Source organism: Williamsia sp. Y712 (assembly GCF_059445525.1).
The window spans coordinates 844,975-865,823 of record NZ_JCAIUN010000002.1 but is presented as its reverse complement, the minus strand read 5'-3'; the positions used below and the strand labels follow the sequence as shown (position 1 = coordinate 865,823).

The following is a 20,849-nucleotide window of genomic DNA, read 5'->3' as shown; positions in this document are numbered from 1 at the left end:
CACAAGGGCGGGGCAACCATTCGGTTGCCCCGCCCTTGTGTGTGTTCGCGTCTAGCTCTTGTCGAAGGTGCGGGCCCGCAGCGTCCGTGCCACGGTGTCGCGGCCCTCGGAGATCAACCGGCGCAGTGCGGGCGGATGATCGCCGGCAAGCAGTTCGTCGGCCAGTGCCAGCGCGTCTTCGTCGACGGCCCAGTTCGGGTACAGCCCGACCACCACGGTCTGGGCGACCTCGCTGGAACGACGTTCCCACACCTGCGGGGCGATCTCGAAGTACTTCGCGGTGTAGGGCGCCAGGAGCTCACTCTGGCCGGGTCGGGCGAAGCCGGCGATGATCGAGCGCCCCAGTGTGTTCGACAGGGTGTCATCTTCGGTTGCCTGGGCCCAGGCGTCGGCCTTCGCCTCCGCCAGCGGACGTGAAGCCCGCGCCTTGGCGGCCTGCCTGCTGCCTGCCGAGGTGTTGTCGCGGGCGAGTTCGGCGTCGATCACCGGGCTCGAGGCCGGGTCGGTGTCGATGGCGCCTGCGGTCGCCAGCGCCTGCACGATCGACCACCGTAGGTCGGTGTCGACCGTCAGGCCGGCCAGACCCTGGTCCGCGGGATCGGAGTCGAGCAGTGCCCGAACAACACTGGTCTGTTCAGGGGCGAGCACGCCGGAGAGCAGGGTGTTGACAAAGGCCAGCTGATGATCGGAACCGGGCTCCGCCGCCCGCGCGAGCTCGAGCAGACGGGCACTGAATCGCGGCCACCCCACCGTGGTTGCCCACTCCGGATCGGCGTAGCCGTCGATTGCGGTCTGCGCCTGCATGAGGACTCGCTGGACGACACCGATCTCGGTTTCGGTGCCGATGCCCTGCTCCACCAATGCAGCGAACTCACGGGCGCGCATCTCGGCCTGCCTGGTCATCTCCCAGGCCGCCGACCAGACCAGGGTGCGGGGCATGGGCTCGCTGATGTCGGCGAGGCGGCTGGTTGCCGTGGCCAGCGAATCGGGATCCAGGCGGACCGAGCAGTACGTCAGGTCGTCATCGTTCAGCAGGATCAGCTGCCCCCGATCGACCCCCACCAACTCGGCAACAGCGGTGCGTTCGCCGGTGACATCGAGTTCAACTCGTTTGGTGCGGACGAGCTTTCCGTCCACGTCGTCGTAGACGCCGACTGCCAGACGATGGGTACGGGTCTCGCCCGCCCCGGGTGCCGCACCATCCTGCAGGATGTCGAAGCGGGTGAAAGCACCGGATTCGTCGAGGTCGAAGTCTGGCCTGATGACGTTGATACCGGTGGTCTTGAGCCATTGTGAACCCCAGTCCGACAGGTCGCGGCCCGAAGACTTCTCGAGAGCGCCCAGGAGGTCGGCGAAGGTGGCGTTGCCGAATTTGTGGGACTGGAAGTAGTCACGCAATCCGGACAGGAACTCCTCGAGGCCGACGTATGCGACCAACTGCTTGAGCACGGAAGCGCCCTTGGCATAGGTGATTCCGTCGAAGTTGACCTCTACGGCCGCGATGTCGGGGATGTCGGCCGCCACCGGGTGGGTGGAGGGGAGTTGATCCTGCCGGTATGCCCAGGATTTCTCGACGTTGGCGAATGTCGTCCAGGCGTTCTTGTATTCGGTGGCCTCCGACTGGCACAGCACCGAGGCGAAGGTGGCGAAGGATTCGTTGAGCCACAGGTCATCCCACCATTGCATGGTGACGAGGTCGCCGAACCACATGTGCGCCATCTCGTGCAGCACGGTTTCGGCACGGCGTTCGTACAGGTACTTGGTGACCTTGGACCGGAAGACGTAGTCCTCCAGGAACGTCACCGCACCAGCGTTCTCCATGGCACCGGCATTGAATTCGGGGACGAAGAGCTGGTCGTACTTGCCGAATGCGTACGGAATGCCAAAGTTCTTGTGGTAGAACTCGAAACCCTGCTTGGTCTCGGTGAACAGCCGCTCGTCATCCATGAACTCGGCCAGTGACGAGCGGCAGAAGATGCCGAGGTCGATGGTGCCGTGCTCGTCGGAATAGCTGTCGGTCCAGACCGCGTACGGGCCCGCGATCAACGCCACCAGATAGGTGCTCAGCAACGGGGTGGTGGCGAAAGTGTGCTTGCCGGGGGCGGTTTCGGTACCGGCTCCGTTGGAGATCACCTTCCAGTCCGTCGGTGCGGTGACGGTGACGTCGAAGGTCGCTTTCATGTCCGGCTGATCGAAACAGGCGAACATCCTTTTGGCGTCGGCGGTTTCGAACTGTGAGTACAGGTAGACCGCATCGTCGGTGGGGTCGACAAAGCGGTGCAGGCCCTCGCCGGTGTGCGAATAGATGCAGTCGGCGACCACCACAAGTGTGTTGTCGCCGGCCAGGTCGGTCAGCGCCAGGCCGTCCTCTTCGGTGTAACCCGAAACGTCCACGGGTGAACCGTTGAGGGTGGCGCTGTGCACCGTCTGCGCGATCAGATCGACAAACGATGATGAACCGGCCGTGGCGGTGAAGGTGATGGTCACCGCCGACCGGAAGGTCTTCTCGCCGGGTTTGCCCGAGCCGTCGGTGAGGTCGAGATCGATCGCATAGTTGGAGACCGAGATGTTCGCCGAGCGTTGGCCCGCCAGATCCCGGGTCAAGTTTGGTGCCGCCACGTTGCCTCGCTTCAGGAGAGATTTTGCCGGTTGCTACACAACTACCGTATTGCGTGCACGGTCGCGATGGGTCGGTGCGGGAGGGAATGTGAACCGACGCGAGTTGTTGAATCATGCAATGGTTCCACCGGCACCATGCCCCACGCTTCTACTGCTGAAGGAGTTCTCCAACTCATGACCGCCTCGACTGACCGCGTTGACTTCTGGTTCGACCCGCTGTGCCCGTGGTGCTGGATCACCTCCCGCTGGATTCTGGAGGTCGAGAAGGTCCGTGACATCGAGACGAACTTCCACATCATGAGCCTGGCGGTGCTCAACGAAGGCAAAGACATCCCCGACGAATACCGCGAAGGGCTCAAGGATGCCTGGCGCCCGGTTCGCGTGATCGCCGCTGCGCAGGCCGAACACGGCGATGAGATCCTGTCCCCGCTGTACACCGCGATGGGAACGCTCATCCACAACAAGGGCATCAAGGACTTCGGTGAGGTCATCCCGCTGGCACTCGAAGAGGTGGGACTGTCCGCCGAGTTGGCGAAGGCCGCTGACGAAACCACCTTCGACGATGCCATCCGCAAGAGCCATCACGCAGGTATGGACAAGGTCGGCGATGACGTCGGCACTCCCACGATCCACATCAACGACGTGGCCTTCTTCGGGCCGGTCCTGTCGCGGATCCCGCGCGGAGAGGTCGCCGGAAAAGTGTGGGACGGCGCATTGGCGTTGTCGAGTTACCCGCACTTCTTCGAGCTCAAGCGGTCCCGCAACGAGGGCCCGCAGTTCGACTGACCGATGGTTCAACCGAGGTCGTCACTCTTCGGCCTCCGTGTCGTCGCGCGTGGGTCGGCCTGATCTTTGGTCAGGTCGACCGGCGGCGCCGGTGGTATCGAAGAAACCGGCACCATCCCGGTCGGGGGCATGGGACCGGTCGGCAGCAGCAGCTGGACGTGGCCGCTCCCGATCCCGCGAACGATCTGGCGAGGTCGGAAGAACATCCGACCCGGTCCGGATCGGTCTCGCAGGGCTGCGGCCCGCCAGGTCAGCACCGGATGGGTCGACTGCAGATTGGTCAGCCAGGTGAAGAAGCCCTTCTCCAGCGTCGCCCGATCGGCGAACTCGTCGAAACTGACCGACGTCAGCATGTATTTGCCGGCGGCCAGCACCCCGATGGCGCCGGGTGATCCGGACGGCTGGTTGTAGTAGCCGTGATTGTCGGCGGTGTACTCCATCGATCGCGACAGCGCCTGGCCGAGCACGGGAAGGTTCAGCCCGATGATCGAACCGAGCTGACGCCAATACGAGACGTGCCCGGCAGCGATGTGCCCAACCTCGTGTCCGATGATGAACCGCAACGCCTCCGGACTGCGGGCGTGCCCGCCGATCTCGAAAAGGTCCGAATAGACGACGACAAAACGGCGGAAGCCGTGGCCGGACGCAAAGGCGTTGATGGTGCCGTTGCCGAGAACCACGTAGGCGTCCGGGACGTATTCGAGCCCGAATCTGCGGGCCGATTCGACCACCATCTGATGACCCTCGGGGAACTGCGTCGGGCTCATCTTGACCCCGTTGACGCGGGGCATCGCGTAGGTCAGGCCACGGATCAGATACAGCAGCAGCGGTGCGAGCAGGATCAGCAAGAACCAGGTGTTCAGGGAACCCGTTGCCACCAGCGTCACAACCACGACGTAAGCGCCGAGCCCGACGACAAGAACCAGGACGAGGATCGGGATCTCCCACGGATGCCGTCGCGGGCGTCCGGCGAACGGTGCCGGGGCAAGCCGATGTGACGCCGCAATCGGCGGTGGGGAGTCGGGATTCACCCTGCCCAATCTAGTGCTGCCGTGCCGCGAAATGGGCCGCCCTTGGCCGGGCTTTCCGGTCGGTGCCCGGCGCGCCACCGCACTCTGTCAGACTGGTCGGCATGCGCGTGTACCTAGGTGGCGACCATGCCGGATTCGAACTCAAAGCCCAGATTGCCGAACATCTGACCTCTGCGGGTCACGAGGTGATCGATTGTGGAGCGCACGAATACGACGCGCTCGACGACTACCCCGCCTTCTGCGTCGACGCCGCGCTGCGGACCGTCGCCGACGAAGGCAGCCTGGGCATCGTGCTCGGCGGCAGCGGTAACGGCGAGCAGATCGCCGCGAACAAGGTCCCCGGAGCGCGGTGCGCGTTGGCGTGGAGTGTCGAGACCGCACAATTGGCGCGGCAGCACAACAAGGCCCAGCTGATCGGCATCGGTGGCCGCATGCACAGCCAGGCCGAGGCGTTGGCCATCGTTGACGCGTTCATCAACACCGAGTGGTCGGGTGAAGAGCGCCACCAACGCCGCATCGACATCCTCGCGGAGTACGAGCGCACCGGCGTGCCGCCGCTGCTGCCTGAGCGCTGAGACTTCGAAACGCACTGTGCCTGAAGGGCATACGCTTCATCGGCTGGCCCGGATCCATCATCGCAAGTTTGCCGGCCGACAGGTGGCGGTCAGTAGTCCGCAAGGACGCTTTGCTTCCGGGGCCGGCCGGATCGACGGGCAGACCTTCGTTCGCGCGGAGGCCTGGGGAAAGCATCTGATCCATCGCTACGGCAATGGAGAGATGGTCCACGTGCACCTTGGCCTCTACGGAGCGTTCAGCGAAGGCCCCGCACCACTGCCCGAACCGGTTGGCCAGGTCCGGATGCGGATGGAATCCGACGACTACGGCACTGACCTTCGCGGTCCGACCGCCTGCGAGTTGTACACCCCCGCGGATCTGACGGCCCTGACCGCGAGGCTCGGTCCCGATCCGCTACGCAAGGACGCCGATCCCGAGCCGGCCTGGGCCGCGATAACCCGGTCCCGCAAGGCGATCGGTGCACTCCTGATGGACCAGAAGGTGCTGTGTGGGGTGGGCAACGTCTACCGCGCGGAGGTCCTGTTCCGGGCGTCGATCAATCCGCATCGCCCCGGAACCGGGATCAACCGTTCCGAATGGGACGGATTGTGGTCGGATCTGGTGTCGCTGATGGCAATCGGTGTCCGACGCGGCAAGATGCACGTCGTCCGACCCGACGATGATCACGGCGCACCGGCGTACGGTCCGGGTCGGCCGCGGACCTATGTCTACCGCCGCGCCGGTGAACCCTGCCGAATCTGTGGGACACCGATCCTGATCGGGGAGATGGTGGCACGCAAGGTCTATTGGTGCCCGACCTGTCAGGCCGACTGAATCGATTTTCTGGGCAATCGCAGTGGGATCGCCTAAGCAAGCCCTCAGGTTCCATGGGCATGATGGATCCATGGCAGTTGTGACGGTGCTCTTCGTGGGAGGAACCGGCGAGTCATACCCAGGTGACAGCCGACACCGGGTCGGAGGGCTTCTCTCGGAGGTGGCCGAGCAGCTTGACGAACGATTCGACTGCCGGTGGGTCGGATACCCGGCAAGCTATGGACCGGTGCCGGACCTGGCCGGTATGAGTTACCTCGACAGCGTGCGCGAGGGTGTGGCGAATCTGCAGGCCCGGGTGGATGCGGTCGCCGGACCGGTGATGCTCGTCGGCTATTCGCAGGGTTCGGTCGTGATCCGAAACATGTTGGCAGGCCGCGAAAGCCGCAGGAGTGTGGTTGCGGTCGGATTCGTGGCCGATCCGCACCAGCCACCGGGAGTGGCTGCGGGCTGCGACGGATTCGGACTTGCCGGCGAGGGCCCCGCGATACCGGGGGACATCCCGGTGATCTGGATCGCCGACCCCGCCGATGTCATCTGCAACGCCAGCGGTGACTCGTTGCTGCGAGACTTCGCCGACCTGACTGCGGCAATGTCGATTCATGACGTGCGTGGCTGGTGCCGTCATCTCTGGCAGGTGTTGAGGGGCAATGACTTCCAGAACGCGGCGCGGACATCAATCCATCCCCGGCAGTGGCGTAAGGATGTACGGCGACTGCGGATCGCGATGGTGGAGATCGCGGGATACCTGCCAGGCAAGTTGATGTGGCGGGGTCTGCAGATCGTGAATCGTCGCGGCGGCCGGCACACCGCCTATGACGCCGAACCACTCGCCGGGGGCGAGGCGTCCGGTTGCGAGGTGCTGGCCCAGTGGTTGCAGGTGCAGGTGACATTCCTGCCCTTCGGCGGTGTCGATCGGCACGCTGCGTAGCCGCTATCCACTTGTCCGGTGGAAACAATTCACGCGCCTGAAATGTGAGACACCCGTATTTGGGTGACACTGAATCCCAGACCTGTCAACGCTGGGAGAAATGAACGTGGATCACTACGACCTGGTTGTCATCGGCTCCGGCCCCGCGGGGCAGAAGGCGGCGATCGCTGCTGCCAAGCTCGGCAAGAAGGCCGCGGTCGTCGAACGCCGGAACATGGTCGGTGGTGTGTGTATCAACACCGGCACCATTCCGTCGAAAACACTGCGCGAGGCGGTCCTGTATCTGACCGGCCTGAATCAGCGAGACCTGTACGGGCAGTCGTACCGGCTGAAGACCGACATCACCGTCGCCGATTTGTCCTCGCGTACATCGCATGTGGTGGGGAAAGAGATCGACATCATCCAGAACCAGTTGTCCCGCAACCGGGTTGCGCTCCTGATCGGTAACGGCAGGTTTGTCGGACCCAATGAACTCATCGTCGAATCCGAGGGTGGTGATCGAAAGAACATCACGTTCGACCACGCGGTCATCGCCGTCGGCACCCGTCCGGCACGGCCCTCCACTGTTGAGTTCGATGGCGCGACCATCGTCGATTCCGATCAGATCCTCGGGATCGACCGGTTGCCGCAGTCGATGGTGGTGGTCGGTGCAGGCGTCATCGGAATCGAGTACGCCTCGATGTTCGCCGCGCTGGGTACCAAGGTGACCGTGGTCGAGCAGCGTGTGAGCATGCTCGACTTCGTCGACCGTGAAATCGTCGAGGCATTGCAATACCAGTTGCGTGACCGAGGCGTCACCTTCCGGTTCGGGGAATCGGTGAAAATGGTCGAGAAGCACCCATCGGGAACCGTCACCGTGTTGGAATCGGGTAAGAAGATTCCTGCCGACACCGTGCTGTATTCGGCGGGCAGGCAAGGTGTCACCGAGGAATTGGGCGTTGCCGCAGCTGGTTTGGAGGGTGACAACCGGGGTCGGCTCAAGGTTGATGACTGTTTCCGCACGGTGGTGCCTCACATTTATGCCGTCGGTGATGTCATCGGCTTCCCGGCATTGGCGGCGACCGCGATGGAACAGGGCCGACGGGCCGCGTACGACGCCTTCGGCGAACCGGTCGGCGAATCAGACGCGTCCAAATATCCGATCGGCATCTATTCGATCCCGGAGATCAGCTTCGTCGGCAAGACCGAGGAGGAACTGACCGCGGAGAACGTGCCCTTCGAAGTGGGCGTTGCCCGTTATCGGGAACTGGCCAGGGGCGCGATCATGGGCGACGCCTACGGCATGCTCAAACTGCTCGTGGATGCGCACGACCGCAGCATCCTGGGAGTGCATGTATTCGGTTCCAACGCCGCGGAATTGGTCCACATCGGGCAGACGGTGATGGGTTGCGGGGGAACCGTCGACTACCTGGTCGACGCCGTCTTCAACTATCCGACCCTGGCCGAGGGCTACAAGGTGGCGGCACTGGACGCGGTGAACAAGATGCGGGCCATCGCCCGGGTCACCGGTGCCGGCAACGGACATGACCTGGGTGCTGAATAACGCAGACATAGAAAAGCCCGGCGCCGAGAGTTGCTCTCGGCGCCGGGTTTTCAGATGTTCTTTGCTCGTCTAGCTGCCCGGGATGTACTGCCCGCCGACGGTGCCCTGCACCACGATCGGGGTTCCTTCAGGGAAGTTCTCGTAGACCCACTGGCCGTTTTCGGCGCTCAGGTTGATGCAGCCATGACTCACGTTGGTGTTGCCCTGCTGCTCCACCGACCACGGTGCGGCGTGGATGAAGATTCCGTCCCAGGACATCCGGATCGCGTGCTCGACATAGGTGCGGTAACCACCCGGGGCATCGATCGGGACTCCGTACGTGGACGAATCCATGTACATGTCGCGGTACTTCTCTTTGGTGTTGTACGTGCCGTTGGGGGTCGGGTTCTCGTTCGAACCCATCGAGATCGGCATTTTGCGCACGATCTTGCCCTCGTGCCACACGGTCAATTCATGGGTGGCATCGTCGGCGAGGGCAACCCAGCCCGTGTCGGTCTTCACCGGGGGAGCGGGCTCGGCCGGCTTCGGGGGCTCTGGTGCCGGTTCCGGAGTGGTCTGAGGTGCCGGTGGTGCCGGGATGGTCAAGCCGGGGATCTGCGGTAGTGGCACGCCGGGCAACCCGGGAATGGTGGGCGACGGTTGCGCCGAGGCTGCCGTCGGAACTGCCAGGGCCATCACGACAACGCCGAGTCCGGCGGCCAAGAGGCGTTTGGCGGTGCGTCCGCGGGTGAACTTGCTGGTCGACACTATGTATAACCCTAACGTTGGGTGCAGGTTTATGCGCTCCCCGAAAGCGCAGATTCAATACTTGCATGTCGGTACCACACCGCCAAACGTTACGAACGAGGTTGGGGTCAGAGTTGCTGAAGTGACTACATTTATCCGACCGTTGGCCTAAAAGTGATCTGTCTCACTCTATTTCAGAGGCCTTCCCGGCATCGGTCAACAATTACTGGGGGCGGGCACACCGTTGAACCGGTCGGTCATCCAGGACAGCGCTGGTGGCAATCCGATCACGGCAGCCGTGAGATGGTCGGGTGATGGGGTGAGAATCGAGACCACGTCCGTCCCGGCGCGGCAGTACCGCGAATTGGTATGAAGGATCGAGTCGATCGGGATCAGACTGTCGATAGGACTGTGCCACTCGAACACCGGGGCATTCGGTACCCCTGCGAAGAACTCCAGGCTGTTCTCGTTGACCACTTTTCGGGCCGCCGGGTCGTCGAAGATCTTGACGTCGGGTGTCATCTCTTTCGCGCTGTGACCGAGGCCGGTCAGCAAGATCTCGTTGGTGCAGGCATTTTGCATCTCGCGGTACATGGACTTGCCGAGTGGGGTCAGGTTCTGCCACACCGGCATCTCGTTCGGATATTCGCGGGACAGGCCGATGGCCGCGGCAAACGCGAGACCGAACGCGGGATGGGGATTGTTGTAACCGAGCCCCTCGGCCATCTTGATCAGATTCATCGGAGCGCCGCCGTATGCGCTCCCGGCGATCTTGAGTTCGGGGGCGTAGGAGGGTGCCAGCGCGGCCGCCCACGCCGTTGCCATCCCGCCGCCGGAGTAGCCCATCAGCCCGATCCTGCTCTTCTCGACACGGGCGGGCTCGAAGCGTTGCGCTGCCTTGATCCCGTCGAGGGCGATCCGCCCGCCGAGTTGCGCTGCGCCGTACGAACTACGGGGACCCAGATGGTCGGGGATGGCGAGAACCCACCCTTGTTGCAGGAGTCCGTTCAGGAGTGGCCGCTGACTGGCGGTGAGGCTGCCCGATCGCGGATCGACATTGGTGGTCGTCGTGTAGAGCTGTCGTGACGGCGCGCACTCGAGCCCCATCGCGTTCACGATGTCCTGCACGCTGAGCAGCGGACCACCCGCGACATGGCTGTCCGGCACCAGGAGTGTGGTGACTGCTGCGATGGGCCGGGAGTACATGTCGGTACTGCGGTATTTGATCTGATAGGTACGCAGGTCGAACAACAGTGGGGGATCGGGCATCTCACGGCTTGCGATGACGTCGCCGTTCGCGTAGCGGTCGATGTCGGCTGGGGCATCGTAAAAGGTGTCCGGCAGGGGCGTGGGAAGAGCGACGTCATCGGCCGCGGCCGGAGCTGACGTCACCGCGACCGCGACAACCGCTGCTGCGGCGATCAGTGACAGACGGATAGATCTCGATACTCGTCGGTGCAAGGTCCGCTCACCTTTGTGTCAGGGGGGCACGGGAATTGCGCCAAGCATGCCTCTAACAGGTGCTCGGTGCAGGTTGAGCGGCAAATCGCTCGCTCAGCCACTGCAGTGCGCCGGGGATACCCAGCGGGTAGGCGGCCACATGATTCGGCGCGGGGGTGAGCAGGCTCGTGACCTTGACTCCGGCGCGGCAGAAGCGGTTGTTGGTGGCCACGATGGCGTCGACCGGGATCAGTTCGTCTGTGGGACTGTGCCATTCGAACACGGGAGAATTAGGTACCCCCGGATAGGAATCGAGCCCGTTGGCCTGGACGACTTTCCGCACGGCTGGGTCATCGAAGATCTTGACGTCCGGGGTCATCTCGTCGGCGCTGTGATCTTCTCCGATCCGCAGGATCTCGGTGGTGCAGGCATTCTGCATCTGGAGGAACATGGACTTACCCAGTTGTGTCAGGTTGTCCCACATCGGAATCTCGTCCGGATACTCGCGGGACAGCCCGACCGCCGCGGCGTATGCCAATCCGAATGCGGGATGGGGGTTGTTGTAGCCGAGTCCTTCGGCCATCTTGATCAAGTTCATCGGGGCCCCGCCATAAGCGCTGCCGGCCAGTCGGAGTCCCGGCGCGTAGGTGGGGGCCAACGCGGCGGCCCATGCCGTAGCCATTCCGCCTCCGGAATACCCGATCAAACCGACCGGACTCCGGGAGATGTTCGCTGCGGCGAGGTTCTTGCCTGCCTTGATGCCGTCCAGAGTGATCCGGCCGCCGAGTTGGGCTGCGCCGTAGGCACTGCGCGGACCCAGATGGTCGGGGACCGCGATGACCCACCCCTGCGCCAGCAGGCCGTTCAGTGCCGGTCCTTGACGAGCGGTCAAGCTGTTGGTCTGCGTGTACAGCGTGCGAGAGGGTGCGCACTCGAGCCCGAGGGCGTTCACGATGTCCTGGAAGCTCAGCACCGGTGCGTTCGCGCGTCGGTTCACCGGCAGCAGCAGGGTGGTGACCGCGGCGATCGGTCGTTCGTACATGTCGGTACTGCGGAACTTGAGCTGCCAGGTCTCGATGTTGAGGAACCCGGGCGGGTTGGGCATCTTGCGTTTGGCGACGATGTCACCGTTCGCGTAGTCCCCGATATCGGCGGGTGCGTCGTAGAAACGGTCCGACAAGGGGGTGGGCAGGGCAACTTCGTCAGCAGCGGCGATACCCGGAGCGGTCGTCATCAGCGCCAGCGTGGCGGCACACAGTGCGCCGAAGGTGGTGACTCGGCGCCGTAGTCGGGATCGGGACACGGCAGTGCTTGGCGTGCGAAGAATTTTGAGCCTCCGGGTCGCGAACGGGTAAAGCGTCGGCCCCCTTGGCGACGATTTTTGGAATGTAACCGTTCCGTGACTCGTGTTGTCAAGTGCATCACATTGTTCGTTTTGCGAGGTATGCATCACACGATCATTGGCGGGTGTCACCCCGCACGGGATGATCCATTCGGGACTGGACCGCAACAATTTTCACCGCGAACCATGCCGAGTGCTGGCTGCGTTGCCGGGTCGGAGGTACGACGCGTCAGGCAGTGGCTCCCACCTCATTTGGGGGAGGAGCGTCGGCCGGAGAGTTTGTTGATGTGCTGCAGCAACCTCGCCGCGATGGTGAACGCGTTGTCGTCGTCCTGGACCGCGACGACGGTGATCGTATTGGGCACCGACCGATACGGAATCCGTCGGCGTCGGGAGGTGCGAATGAACCTGACAATCCAGCTCGCGGTGTGATGGAGCGCAATCGAAAAAAGCCCCGGCCAGCAGTGCTGACCGGGGCTTTTTCGTGTGGAGCGGGTGACGGGAATCGAACCCGCGTAGCTAGTTTGGAAGACTAGGGCTCTACCATTGAGCTACACCCGCGTGCATACGACATCACTGGGATCGCCACTGCTGCCGCTGCGAAAGGAACTGTACCGTCTCGATCCTGCGGACGAGAAATCGCCTGGTCGCCGTGGCGTGGCTGTGCCCCGTGGGCGACCGGTTTAGGTTCGTGGCGCATTGACACGTAGTATTTGCGTTCGGTGAAAGCGGCGCTCGTCGCCTGCTTTCACGAGAAGACCTCACGGGATGTGGCGCAGCTTGGTAGCGCATCCGCTTTGGGAGCGGAGGGTCGCAGGTTCGAATCCTGTCATCCCGACTCTAGAAAGAAACGCACTACAAGGGAGTCAAGTGAAGAGCACCGTCGAGCAGATCAGCCCGACGCGGGTCAAACTCAACGTCGAGGTTTCTTTCGAGGAACTCGAGCCGGATTTCGCCCGCACCTACAAGACGATGGCACGGGACATCCGGATCCCCGGCTTCCGTCCCGGTAAGGCGCCCGCCAAGCTGATCGAGGCCCGTGTCGGCCGCGACGCGGTCCTTGCTCAGGTCGTGAACGACGCGATCCCGGCCAAGTACAGCGAAGCTGTCGATGCCACCGAGATCAAGGCGATCGGCCAGCCCGAGATCGATCTGTCCGAGCTGGAATACGGCAAGAGTGTCACGTTCACCGCTGAGGTCGACGTGCGCCCCGAGATCGACCTGCCGGATTACTCGACTCTCGAGGTCGAGGTCGAACCGGTGGCGGTTGACGACGAGGCCGTCGAAGAGCAGCTCGAAGCTCTGCGCGCCCGCTTCGGCACCCTGACCGGTGTCGATCGTCCGGTCGCCGATGGCGACTTCGTCTCGATCGACCTGTCGGCCACCATCGACGGCAAAGAGGTCGAAGAAGCCGCGACGAGCGGTCTGTCCCACGAGGTCGGCTCCGGTGAGCTGATCGACGGACTCGACGAGGCCCTCATCGGCCTGTCGGCCGGCGAAGAGAAGGTCTTCAAGAGCACGCTGGTCGCCGGAGATCACAGTGGCGACGAAGCAGACGTGACCGTCAAGGTTGTCTCGGTCAAGGAGCGCGAGCTTCCCGAGGTCGACGACGAGTTCGCCCAGCTGGCCAGCGAGTTCGACACCGTCGACGAGCTGAAGGCCGACCTGCGCGAGCGTGTCGCCCGGTCGAAGAAGATGGCTCAGGCAAACGCCATCAGCGAGGCGCTGGTCGCCAAGCTGGTCGACACCATCGATGTCCCGCTGCCCGAGGCGATCGTGACCGCCGAGGTCGACGGCCAGATCCATCAGGTCGTCCACAGCCTCGGCCACGACGAAGAAGCATTCGAGCGTCTGCTCGAGGCCCAGGGGACCACCCGCGAGAAGTTCGAGGCCGAAGCGCGTGAGGCTGCCGAGAAGTCGGTCAAGACCCAGTTGCTGCTCGACGCGATCGCGGACCAGCAGGAAACCGACGTCGCGCAGGACGAGCTGATGCAGCAGATCATGTTCCAGGCGCAGCGCTACGGCATGCAGCCCGCCGAGTTCGCTCAGCAGCTGCAGCAGGCCGGACAGGTCGGCGCGGTCTACGCCGAGGTCCGTCGTAGCAAGGCACTGTCGTCGATCGTCAACGAGATCACCGTCAAGGACACCGACGGCAACGTTGTCGACACCGAAGAGTTCTTCCCGAAGCAGGTTGCCGACGCCGAGGGCGACGAGTCGACCGACCAGACATAAGAGACAAAACGCCAGCAAGCATTCTGCTGTCAGCGAATAGGGGCGACGCCGAGGGTTCGGCGTCGTCCCTATTCGTTACTGTCGAAGTCAGCAGTCAATTCATTGTGAGTCCGTTGAACGAAAAATCCCGGGAGCTGATCCCGGGACGCGAAGGTAGGTACCGTGACTGAGCCGAAGATCCACACGCCAGCACTCTCCGGAGTAACCGCGAGTTCGGGTGTGGCCGGACTTAATCTGACCGACTCGGTCTTCGAGCGTCTGCTGCGTGAGCGAATCATCTTCCTGGGCACCCAGGTCGACGATGAGATCGCCAACCGGCTGTGCGCGCAGATCCTGCTGCTCTCTGCAGAGGATCCGACCAAGGACATCAACCTCTACATCAACTCGCCCGGCGGTTCGGTCACCGCAGGTATGGCGATTTTCGACACCATGCAGCTCGCTCCCTGCGACATCTCCACGTACGCGATGGGCATGGCGGCATCGATGGGGCAGTTCCTGCTCGCCGCGGGAACCAAGGGTAAGCGGCACGCGCTGCCACACGCCCGGATCATGATGCATCAGCCGTCCGCCGGTATCGGTGGAACCGCGGCCGACATCGCGATCCAGGCCGAGCAGTTCGCACTGACCAAAAAAGAGATGAACAAGCTCAACGCCGAGTTCTCGGGGCAGACGCTCGAGCAGATCGAGCTGGACGCTGACCGCGACAAGTGGTTCACCGCCGAGCAGGCCAAGGAATACGGCCTCGTCGATCACGTGATCACGCGCGCCTGACCGCATCCGTGGCCGAGCTCCGCTCCGCTTCGTCTCCGGCCCCTCGCACACTCATCGGAAAGTAATGAGGACCATGAACAATCTTTCACCCCAGTCGCGGTACATCCTTCCCTCGTTCATCGAGCACACACCCAACGGTGCACGCGAGTACAACCCCTACGCAAAGCTGTTCGAAGAGCGAATTGTCTTCTTGGGCACCCCGATTGATGAGACCGTCGCGAACGACATCATGGCGCAGTTGCTGGTGCTCGAGTCGCAGGATCCCGACCGCGACATCATCATGTACGTGAACTCGCCCGGTGGCAGCGTGCCGGCGATGCTCGCCATCTACGACACGATGCAGTACGTCCATTGCGACATCGCGACCGTCTGCCTCGGCGAGGCCGCTTCGGCTGCCGCGATCGTGCTGGCCGGTGGAACCCCCGGCAAGCGGGCGGCCCTGCCGAACGCAACGATCCTGATCCACCAGCCGCGCACCGGTGGGGCATACCAGGGCCAGGTCTCCGACCTGGAGATCCAGGCCGCCGAGATCGAGCGCATCCGCCGGAAACTCGACGACATCCTGGCCGGACACACCGGGCAGCCTGCCGACAAGATCCGCAAGGACACTGATCGCGACAACATCCTGACAGCCGAGATGGCCAAGGAGTACGGCATCATCGACGAGGTCTTCGCGTACCGGAAGAAGTCCGGCCGTAAGTAGTCGGTCACCTGTCGCGGGCCGCCAATTGGGCCCGCGACATTTGGCTTTATCGGTCGAAGTTCCGCCCACCTACGGGTACGGTCGTGAGTACTGTGCTCCCCGTGAGCTGGGGCGGGCCGTAAGACGGCTACGTCTTACGGATATCAGGGTCTTTGGGGCATCAGGTAACGGAAGTAGGGACAGCAACAGATGGCACGTATCGGAGATGGTGGCGATCTTCTGAAGTGTTCTTTCTGCGGAAAGAGTCAGAAGCAGGTCAAGAAACTGATCGCTGGACCCGGTGTGTACATCTGTGATGAGTGCATCGACCTGTGCAACGAGATCATCGAAGAGGAGCTGGCGGAGACCAGCGACGTCAAACTCGATGAGCTCCCCAAACCGGCTGAGATCCGGGACTTCCTGGAGAACTACGTCATCGGGCAGGACACTGCGAAGAAGACGTTGGCCGTGGCGGTCTACAACCACTACAAGCGCATCCAGGCGGGCGACCGCAAGGACTCGCGTGGGGCGGAACCGGTCGAGTTGGCGAAGTCGAACATCCTGATGCTCGGTCCCACCGGTTGTGGCAAGACCTACCTGGCCCAGACCCTGGCCAAGATGCTCAACGTCCCGTTCGCCATCGCCGATGCCACAGCGCTCACCGAGGCGGGTTACGTCGGTGAGGATGTCGAGAACATCCTGCTGAAGCTGATCCAGGCGGCCGACTACGACGTCAAGCGTGCCGAGACCGGCATCATCTACATCGATGAGGTCGACAAGATCGCCCGCAAGAGCGAAAACCCGTCGATCACCCGCGACGTCTCAGGTGAAGGCGTCCAGCAGGCGTTGCTCAAGATCCTCGAAGGCACGCAGGCGTCGGTGCCGCCGCAAGGTGGTCGCAAGCATCCGCATCAGGAGTTCATCCAGATCGACACCACCAACGTGCTGTTCATCGTTGCGGGTGCCTTCGCCGGGTTGGACAAGATCGTTTCCGACCGAATCGGCAAGCGGGGCATCGGTTTCGGCACCGAGGTTGCGAAGAACGACAACGACAGCAGTGACTACTTCGCCGAGGTCCTGCCCGAAGACCTGATCAAGTTCGGATTGATCCCCGAGTTCATCGGCCGTCTTCCGGTGATCGCATCGGTGACCAAGCTGGACAAGCCGTCGCTGATCAACATTCTCTCGGAGCCCAAGAACGCTCTGGTCAAGCAGTACGCGCGTCTCTTCGACATGGACGGCGTCGAACTCGAGTTCGACGACGAGGCACTCGAGGCGATCGCCGATCAGGCCATCCATCGCGGAACCGGTGCTCGTGGACTTCGCGCGATCATGGAAGAAGTTCTGCAGCCGGTGATGTACGACATCCCCAGCCGCGACGACGTCGCCAAGGTTGTCGTCACGGGAGAAACCGTGCGCGACAACGTTCTTCCGACGATTGTCCCGCGCAAGCCGCGCCGCGACGAACGGCGTGAGAAGAGCGCCTAGCGGCGTGCGCCGGTCACTCGATCACGCGGTGACCGGCGGAGTAGATGTTCATCGATTCGCCGCGTAAGAAGCCGATGATGGCGACGCCCTGTTCGGTTCCCAGGTCCACCGCAAGCGACGACGGGGCCGACACGGCGGCGATGATCGGTATACCGGCCATCACGGCCTTCTGAACGAGCTCGAACGACACCCGGCCGGACAGCATCAGGATGGTGGCCCGCAGTGGCACCATGTCTTGCTGCAGCGCCCACCCGATCACCTTGTCGACCGCGTTGTGCCTGCCGACGTCTTCTCTGGCCACCAGCAGGGCACCGTCGGTTGTGAAGAGTGCGGCCCCGTGGACCCCTCCGGTGGAGCTGAATATCTTCTGCGACTCGCGGAGACGGTCCGGTAACTGCGAAAGGGTCTCGACGTCCACGGTGGCGTCGTCGTCGGCCGGGCGATGATTCGAAGCCAGTCGGACCGCGTCCAGTGAGGCCTTGCCGCACACCCCACAGGATGACGTGGTGAAGAAGTTGCGGGTGGCTGTCGACGGAAGACTGCGATTCCCGCGCAACGTCACATCGAGCACGTTGTAGGTGTTGCGGCCCTCCTCGTCGACCCCGTCGCAGTATCGGATGGTGGCGATGTCGTCGGCGCCCTCGATGATGCCCTCGGTCAACAGGAACCCGTGGGTGAAATCGATGTCTGCTCCCGGCGTTCGCATCGTGACCGACAGGGACTCGCCGGCCACCCGCAGTTCCAGCGGTTCTTCGACGGCCAGTGTGTCCGCGCGGGAGTCGGTACCGCCGGGCCTGATCCGACGGACTCTGGCGCGGGTGCTCATCCGACCCATCAGCGATGCTCCAACCGGACAGTGAGGGCCTTCGACACCGGTGTATTCGATTTGGCCGCAACATGTTCGAGGGGCACGAGCGGATTGGTCTCCGGATAGTAGGCCGCCGCGTTGCCGCGCGGGGTGGGGTAGGCGACGATCCGGAATGCTTCGACGCGCCGTTCTTCGACACCGCCCGAACCCGCGAACTCGGAGACCAGATCAACACTGTCGCCTTCGGTGAACCCGAGTGCGGTGATGTCGGTGGGGTTGAGCAGTACCACCCGGCGATCGCCCTTGATGCCGCGGTAACGATCGTCATGCCCGTAGATCGTGGTGTTGTACTGATCGTGGCTTCGCATGGTCTGCAGGATGACGCGGCCTTCGGGTACGCGCAGCCACGTCAGTGGGTTGGTGGCCAGATTGGCCTTACCGGTTCGGGTCGGGAACGTCCGGGTGTCGCGGGGCGGATGGGGTAGGACAAAACCGTCCGGTTGGCGAACCCGATTGTTGAAGTCCGCGAAACCGGGCACCACCCGCGAGATGTGGTCGCGGACCGTGTCGTAGTCATCTGCCATCGCGGCCCAGGGGACCGGGTGATCGGCACCGAGGGTGGCGCCGGCCACGTCGCAGATGATCGAGACCTCGCTGCGGAGCTGATCACTCGCGGGCGGCAGCGAACCGCGGGACAGATGGACCACCGACATGGAATCCTCCACGGTGACAGCCTGTTTGCGACCATCCCGGACGTCCTTGTCGGTACGGCCGAGCGTGGGCAGGAGCAGTGCGGTGGTTCCCGTCTGTAGGTGCGAGGCGTTGAGTTTGGTGCTCACCTGCACGGTGAGCCGGCAATTCCGCATCGCAGCCGCGGTGGCGTTGGTGTCGGGGGAGGCAGAGACGAAATTGCCGCCCATGGCCATGAAGAACTTGACGTCGCCTGCGGCCATCGCACGAATGGTGTCGACAGTGTCGAAACCGTGTGCGCGGGGCGAGGTGATCGTGAACTCGCGGTCGAGGGCGTCGAGGAACTCGTCGGGCATCTTCTCCCAGACACCCATGGTGCGGTCGCCTTGGACGTTGGAATGTCCACGCACGGGGCACACCCCGGCGCCGGGTTTACCGATCATGCCGCGCAGCAACAGGACATTGGTGAGTTCCTCGATGGTCGCGACGCCGTGAATCTGTTGGGTCAGGCCCATCGCCCAGCAGATGATGGTGCGATCTGAGGTGATCAACCGTTCGGCGGTCGCGCGAATCGTGTCCAGGGTCAATCCTGTTGCGGTGACGATCTCGTCGAGATCGGTCTTCTCGAGTTCGTCGAGGTAGTCCTGCACGCCGAGGCAGTGTTCGTCCAGAAACGCGTGATCGAAAACTGTTCCGGGGGCGTCTTTCTCGGCGTCGAGCAACAGTTTGCCCAGACCCCGGAACAGCGCCATGTCGCCGCCGATCCGGATCTGCAGGAACTCATCGGCCAACGCGGTGCCCTTTCCGAGCACCCCGTTGATCTGCTGAGGATCCTTGAACCGCAACAGACCCGCTTCGGGAAGGGGATTCACCGCGATGATGGTGGCACCGCGCTTCTTTGCCTTCTCCAGAACCGAGAGCATGCGTGGATGATTGGTGCCCGGGTTTTGTCCGGCGATGATGATCAGATCAGCGGCCTCGAGGTCCGGGACGGAGACCGACCCCTTGCCGATGCCGATCGACGAGACCAGTGCACTGCCCGAGGATTCGTGGCACATGTTGGAACAGTCCGGCAGGTTGTTGGTACCGAGTGACCTGGCGAACAGTTGGTAGAGAAACGCGGCCTCGTTGCTCGTGCGGCCGGAGGTGTAGAACGCTGCCTGATCGGGATGCTCCAACGCCTTGAGTTCATCGGCGATCAGTGCGAAGGCCCGCTCCCAGTCGATGGGACGGTAGTGATCGTCGCCGGCGGTCAGCACCATGGGATGAGTGATCCGGCCCTGCTGCGACATCCAGTATTCCGAGCGCTCGCGAAGGTCGGAAACGCTGTGCGCTGCAAAGAAGTCCGGACCGACGGTTCGTTTTGTCGCTTCTTCGGCAACAGCTTTGGCGCCGTTCTCGCAGAACTCCGCATGCTTGCGGTGGTCCGGCGTTTCCGGCCACGCGCAACCGGGACAATCGAAACCGTTGCGTTGATTGAGGCCGACCAGGGTGCGCGCGGTACGGGCGGGACCCATCTGCTTGACCGCACGATTGAGCGCAACTGCAACTGCTGTGACTCCGGCCGCCCACTGCTTGGGCGGATGCTGATCGAGCTCGGCGGGCCCGGGCTCCGGAATCGATTCAGTGTCCATGTAAACCATCTTCCTCTGTCGGCCCGAATCCACCCACAGCAAGGCCCCGCTCGCGTTAACTGTCTGCATGGAGACATCACGAGTGGGCGCAGTGGTCTTGGCAGGCGGCGCATCGAAGCGGATGGGTAGCGACAAGGCGGCATTGGCCTGGAACGGCGAATCCATGCTGGGCCGGGTCACTCGTGTGGTGGCGGAGCGGTGTGATCCGGTCCTGGTGGTGGCCTCGGCCAAGTCGCCGGCGTATCTGGGCCTGGCCGAAGAACATCCCGGCACCGAGCAGATCCGCTGGGTGACCGATGAGAAGCCGGGAGCCGGGCCGCTGGCCGGTCTTGCGCGCGGGCTGGCCGCAGCAGCCGAAGCCGGACGCGACGTGGTGTTCGTGTGTGCCACCGATATGCCGTTGATCTCGGTGGAGATGATCGACGAGTTGCTGCGGGGGCTCTCAGATGCCGACGACGCCGTGATCGCGGTGGACTCACAGCGGGCCCACCCCCTGGCCGGGGTCTACCGCACGCGGGTGGCCGGTACCCTCGCCGAGCTGGTCCAGACCGGGGAACGCCGGATGCTGGCCGCCGTCGACGCGCTGCGTACCCATCGGGTGACCTTGAGTGATCCGGCCTGGTTGACCAACGTGAACGCGCCCGAAGACCTGCATCGGCTCCGCGTCCACTGAGCCCCGATCAGCGTCGGGACCGCTATACCCGACGTGCGCTTTTCTCGCTCGCCGGGCGACTGCCTAG

General features: G+C 63.4%; 17 protein-coding genes and 2 tRNA genes. 11 read left to right on the top strand and 8 right to left on the bottom strand.

Going from position 1 to position 20,849, the window contains the following annotated elements; genetic code table 11:
* Positions 1-51: 51 nt before the first annotated feature.
* Positions 52-2,619, bottom strand: a complete 2,568-nt coding sequence (gene pepN / locus AC1D75_RS18875) for an aminopeptidase N (protein WP_495516823.1) — start codon at positions 2,617-2,619, stop codon at positions 52-54.
* Positions 2,620-2,793: 174 nt separating this feature from the next.
* Here pepN and AC1D75_RS18870 point away from each other — a divergent pair, with 174 nt between their 5' ends.
* A complete protein-coding gene (locus AC1D75_RS18870) occupies positions 2,794-3,405 on the top strand; it encodes a mycothiol-dependent nitroreductase Rv2466c family protein (RefSeq protein WP_495516822.1) in 612 nt (203 codons plus the stop codon).
* Positions 3,406-3,413: 8 nt separating this feature from the next.
* On the opposite strand, the gene AC1D75_RS18865 is transcribed toward AC1D75_RS18870, so the two are convergent.
* Complete coding sequence (locus AC1D75_RS18865) at positions 3,414-4,445, bottom strand: M48 family metallopeptidase (protein ID WP_495516821.1); 1,032 nt, start codon at positions 4,443-4,445, stop codon at positions 3,414-3,416.
* Between the two features lie 92 nt (positions 4,446-4,537).
* On the opposite strand from AC1D75_RS18865, the gene AC1D75_RS18860 reads away from it, so the two are divergent.
* From AC1D75_RS18860 to sthA, 4 genes are all read left to right on the top strand, one after another.
* Positions 4,538-5,011: a ribose-5-phosphate isomerase gene (locus tag AC1D75_RS18860; RefSeq protein WP_495516820.1), complete on the top strand. Its 474-nt coding sequence runs from the start codon at positions 4,538-4,540 to the stop codon at positions 5,009-5,011.
* A gap of 16 nt (positions 5,012-5,027) precedes the next feature.
* Positions 5,028-5,825, top strand: coding sequence for an Fpg/Nei family DNA glycosylase (locus AC1D75_RS18855; protein ID WP_495516819.1), 798 nt, complete (start codon positions 5,028-5,030; stop codon positions 5,823-5,825).
* A 70-nt stretch (positions 5,826-5,895) separates the two neighbouring features.
* A complete protein-coding gene (locus tag AC1D75_RS18850) occupies positions 5,896-6,753 on the top strand; it encodes a PE-PPE domain-containing protein (RefSeq protein ID WP_495516818.1) in 858 nt (285 codons plus the stop codon).
* A 106-nt stretch (positions 6,754-6,859) separates the two neighbouring features.
* A complete protein-coding gene (gene sthA / locus AC1D75_RS18845) occupies positions 6,860-8,296 on the top strand; it encodes a Si-specific NAD(P)(+) transhydrogenase (RefSeq protein WP_495516931.1) in 1,437 nt (478 codons plus the stop codon).
* 69 nt (positions 8,297-8,365) lie between these two features.
* On the opposite strand, the gene AC1D75_RS18840 is transcribed toward sthA, so the two are convergent.
* The 4 genes from AC1D75_RS18840 to AC1D75_RS18825 all read right to left on the bottom strand — a co-directional run bounded on the left by AC1D75_RS18840 (position 8,366) and on the right by AC1D75_RS18825 (position 12,365).
* On the bottom strand, positions 8,366-9,043 hold the full coding sequence (locus AC1D75_RS18840) for a L,D-transpeptidase (protein WP_495516817.1): 678 nt from the start codon (positions 9,041-9,043) through the stop codon (positions 8,366-8,368).
* 195 nt (positions 9,044-9,238) lie between these two features.
* Entirely contained in the window at positions 9,239-10,483 is a 1,245-nt protein-coding gene (locus AC1D75_RS18835; RefSeq protein WP_495516816.1) for a lipase family protein, read from the bottom strand.
* Between the two features lie 52 nt (positions 10,484-10,535).
* Entirely contained in the window at positions 10,536-11,696 is a 1,161-nt protein-coding gene (locus AC1D75_RS18830; protein ID WP_495516815.1) for a lipase family protein, read from the bottom strand.
* A 595-nt stretch (positions 11,697-12,291) separates the two neighbouring features.
* Positions 12,292-12,365: transfer RNA gene (locus AC1D75_RS18825), tRNA-Gly, on the bottom strand.
* Between the two features lie 203 nt (positions 12,366-12,568).
* Between AC1D75_RS18825 and AC1D75_RS18820 the strand changes: the two genes are divergently transcribed.
* The 5 genes from AC1D75_RS18820 to clpX all read left to right on the top strand — a co-directional run bounded on the left by AC1D75_RS18820 (position 12,569) and on the right by clpX (position 16,977).
* Positions 12,569-12,642: transfer RNA gene (locus AC1D75_RS18820), tRNA-Pro, on the top strand.
* Between the two features lie 32 nt (positions 12,643-12,674).
* Positions 12,675-14,036 carry a trigger factor gene (tig, locus tag AC1D75_RS18815; protein WP_495516814.1) on the top strand — a complete coding sequence of 454 codons (1,362 nt, stop codon included), beginning with the start codon at positions 12,675-12,677 and terminating at the stop codon, positions 14,034-14,036.
* Positions 14,037-14,198: 162 nt separating this feature from the next.
* The gene (locus tag AC1D75_RS18810) at positions 14,199-14,807 is read left to right on the top strand and encodes an ATP-dependent Clp protease proteolytic subunit (protein WP_495516813.1); all 609 of its coding nucleotides are present in this window, start codon (positions 14,199-14,201) and stop codon (positions 14,805-14,807) included.
* Positions 14,808-14,880: 73 nt separating this feature from the next.
* Complete coding sequence (locus tag AC1D75_RS18805) at positions 14,881-15,510, top strand: ATP-dependent Clp protease proteolytic subunit (protein ID WP_482144759.1); 630 nt, start codon at positions 14,881-14,883, stop codon at positions 15,508-15,510.
* A gap of 189 nt (positions 15,511-15,699) precedes the next feature.
* A complete protein-coding gene (gene clpX / locus AC1D75_RS18800; protein ID WP_495516812.1) occupies positions 15,700-16,977 on the top strand; it encodes an ATP-dependent Clp protease ATP-binding subunit ClpX in 1,278 nt (425 codons plus the stop codon).
* Positions 16,978-16,990: 13 nt separating this feature from the next.
* Here clpX and fdhD read toward each other — a convergent pair whose 3' ends face one another.
* Positions 16,991-17,812 (bottom strand): formate dehydrogenase accessory sulfurtransferase FdhD, encoded by an 822-nt coding sequence (gene fdhD / locus AC1D75_RS18795; protein ID WP_495516811.1) that lies wholly within the window; start codon positions 17,810-17,812, stop codon positions 16,991-16,993.
* Positions 17,812-20,109 carry an FdhF/YdeP family oxidoreductase gene (locus AC1D75_RS18790; protein WP_495516810.1) on the bottom strand — a complete coding sequence of 766 codons (2,298 nt, stop codon included), beginning with the start codon at positions 20,107-20,109 and terminating at the stop codon, positions 17,812-17,814. Before AC1D75_RS18790 ends, fdhD begins: the two co-directional genes overlap by 1 nt.
* Before the next feature lie 67 nt (positions 20,110-20,176).
* Between AC1D75_RS18790 and mobA the strand changes: the two genes are divergently transcribed.
* The gene (gene mobA, locus AC1D75_RS18785) at positions 20,177-20,782 is read left to right on the top strand and encodes a molybdenum cofactor guanylyltransferase (RefSeq protein WP_495516809.1); all 606 of its coding nucleotides are present in this window, start codon (positions 20,177-20,179) and stop codon (positions 20,780-20,782) included.
* Positions 20,783-20,849: the final 67 nt, after the last annotated feature.

Excerpts from the sequence above, each read along its gene's own strand:
- mobA (WP_495516809.1), top strand. The coding sequence starts at position 20,177 with ATGGAGACATCACGAGTGGGCGCAGTGGTCTTGGCAGGCGGCGCATCG.
- AC1D75_RS18830 (WP_495516815.1), bottom strand. The coding sequence starts at position 11,696 with ATGACGACCGCTCCGGGTATCGCCGCTGCTGACGAAGTTGCCCTGCCC.
- clpX (WP_495516812.1), top strand. The coding sequence starts at position 15,700 with ATGGCACGTATCGGAGATGGTGGCGATCTTCTGAAGTGTTCTTTCTGC.
- AC1D75_RS18870 (WP_495516822.1), top strand. The coding sequence starts at position 2,794 with ATGACCGCCTCGACTGACCGCGTTGACTTCTGGTTCGACCCGCTGTGC.
- AC1D75_RS18860 (WP_495516820.1), top strand. The coding sequence starts at position 4,538 with ATGCGCGTGTACCTAGGTGGCGACCATGCCGGATTCGAACTCAAAGCC.
- AC1D75_RS18790 (WP_495516810.1), bottom strand. The coding sequence starts at position 20,109 with ATGGACACTGAATCGATTCCGGAGCCCGGGCCCGCCGAGCTCGATCAG.
- fdhD (WP_495516811.1), bottom strand. The coding sequence starts at position 17,812 with ATGGGTCGGATGAGCACCCGCGCCAGAGTCCGTCGGATCAGGCCCGGC.
- AC1D75_RS18850 (WP_495516818.1), top strand. The coding sequence starts at position 5,896 with ATGGCAGTTGTGACGGTGCTCTTCGTGGGAGGAACCGGCGAGTCATAC.
- AC1D75_RS18805 (WP_482144759.1), top strand. The coding sequence starts at position 14,881 with ATGAACAATCTTTCACCCCAGTCGCGGTACATCCTTCCCTCGTTCATC.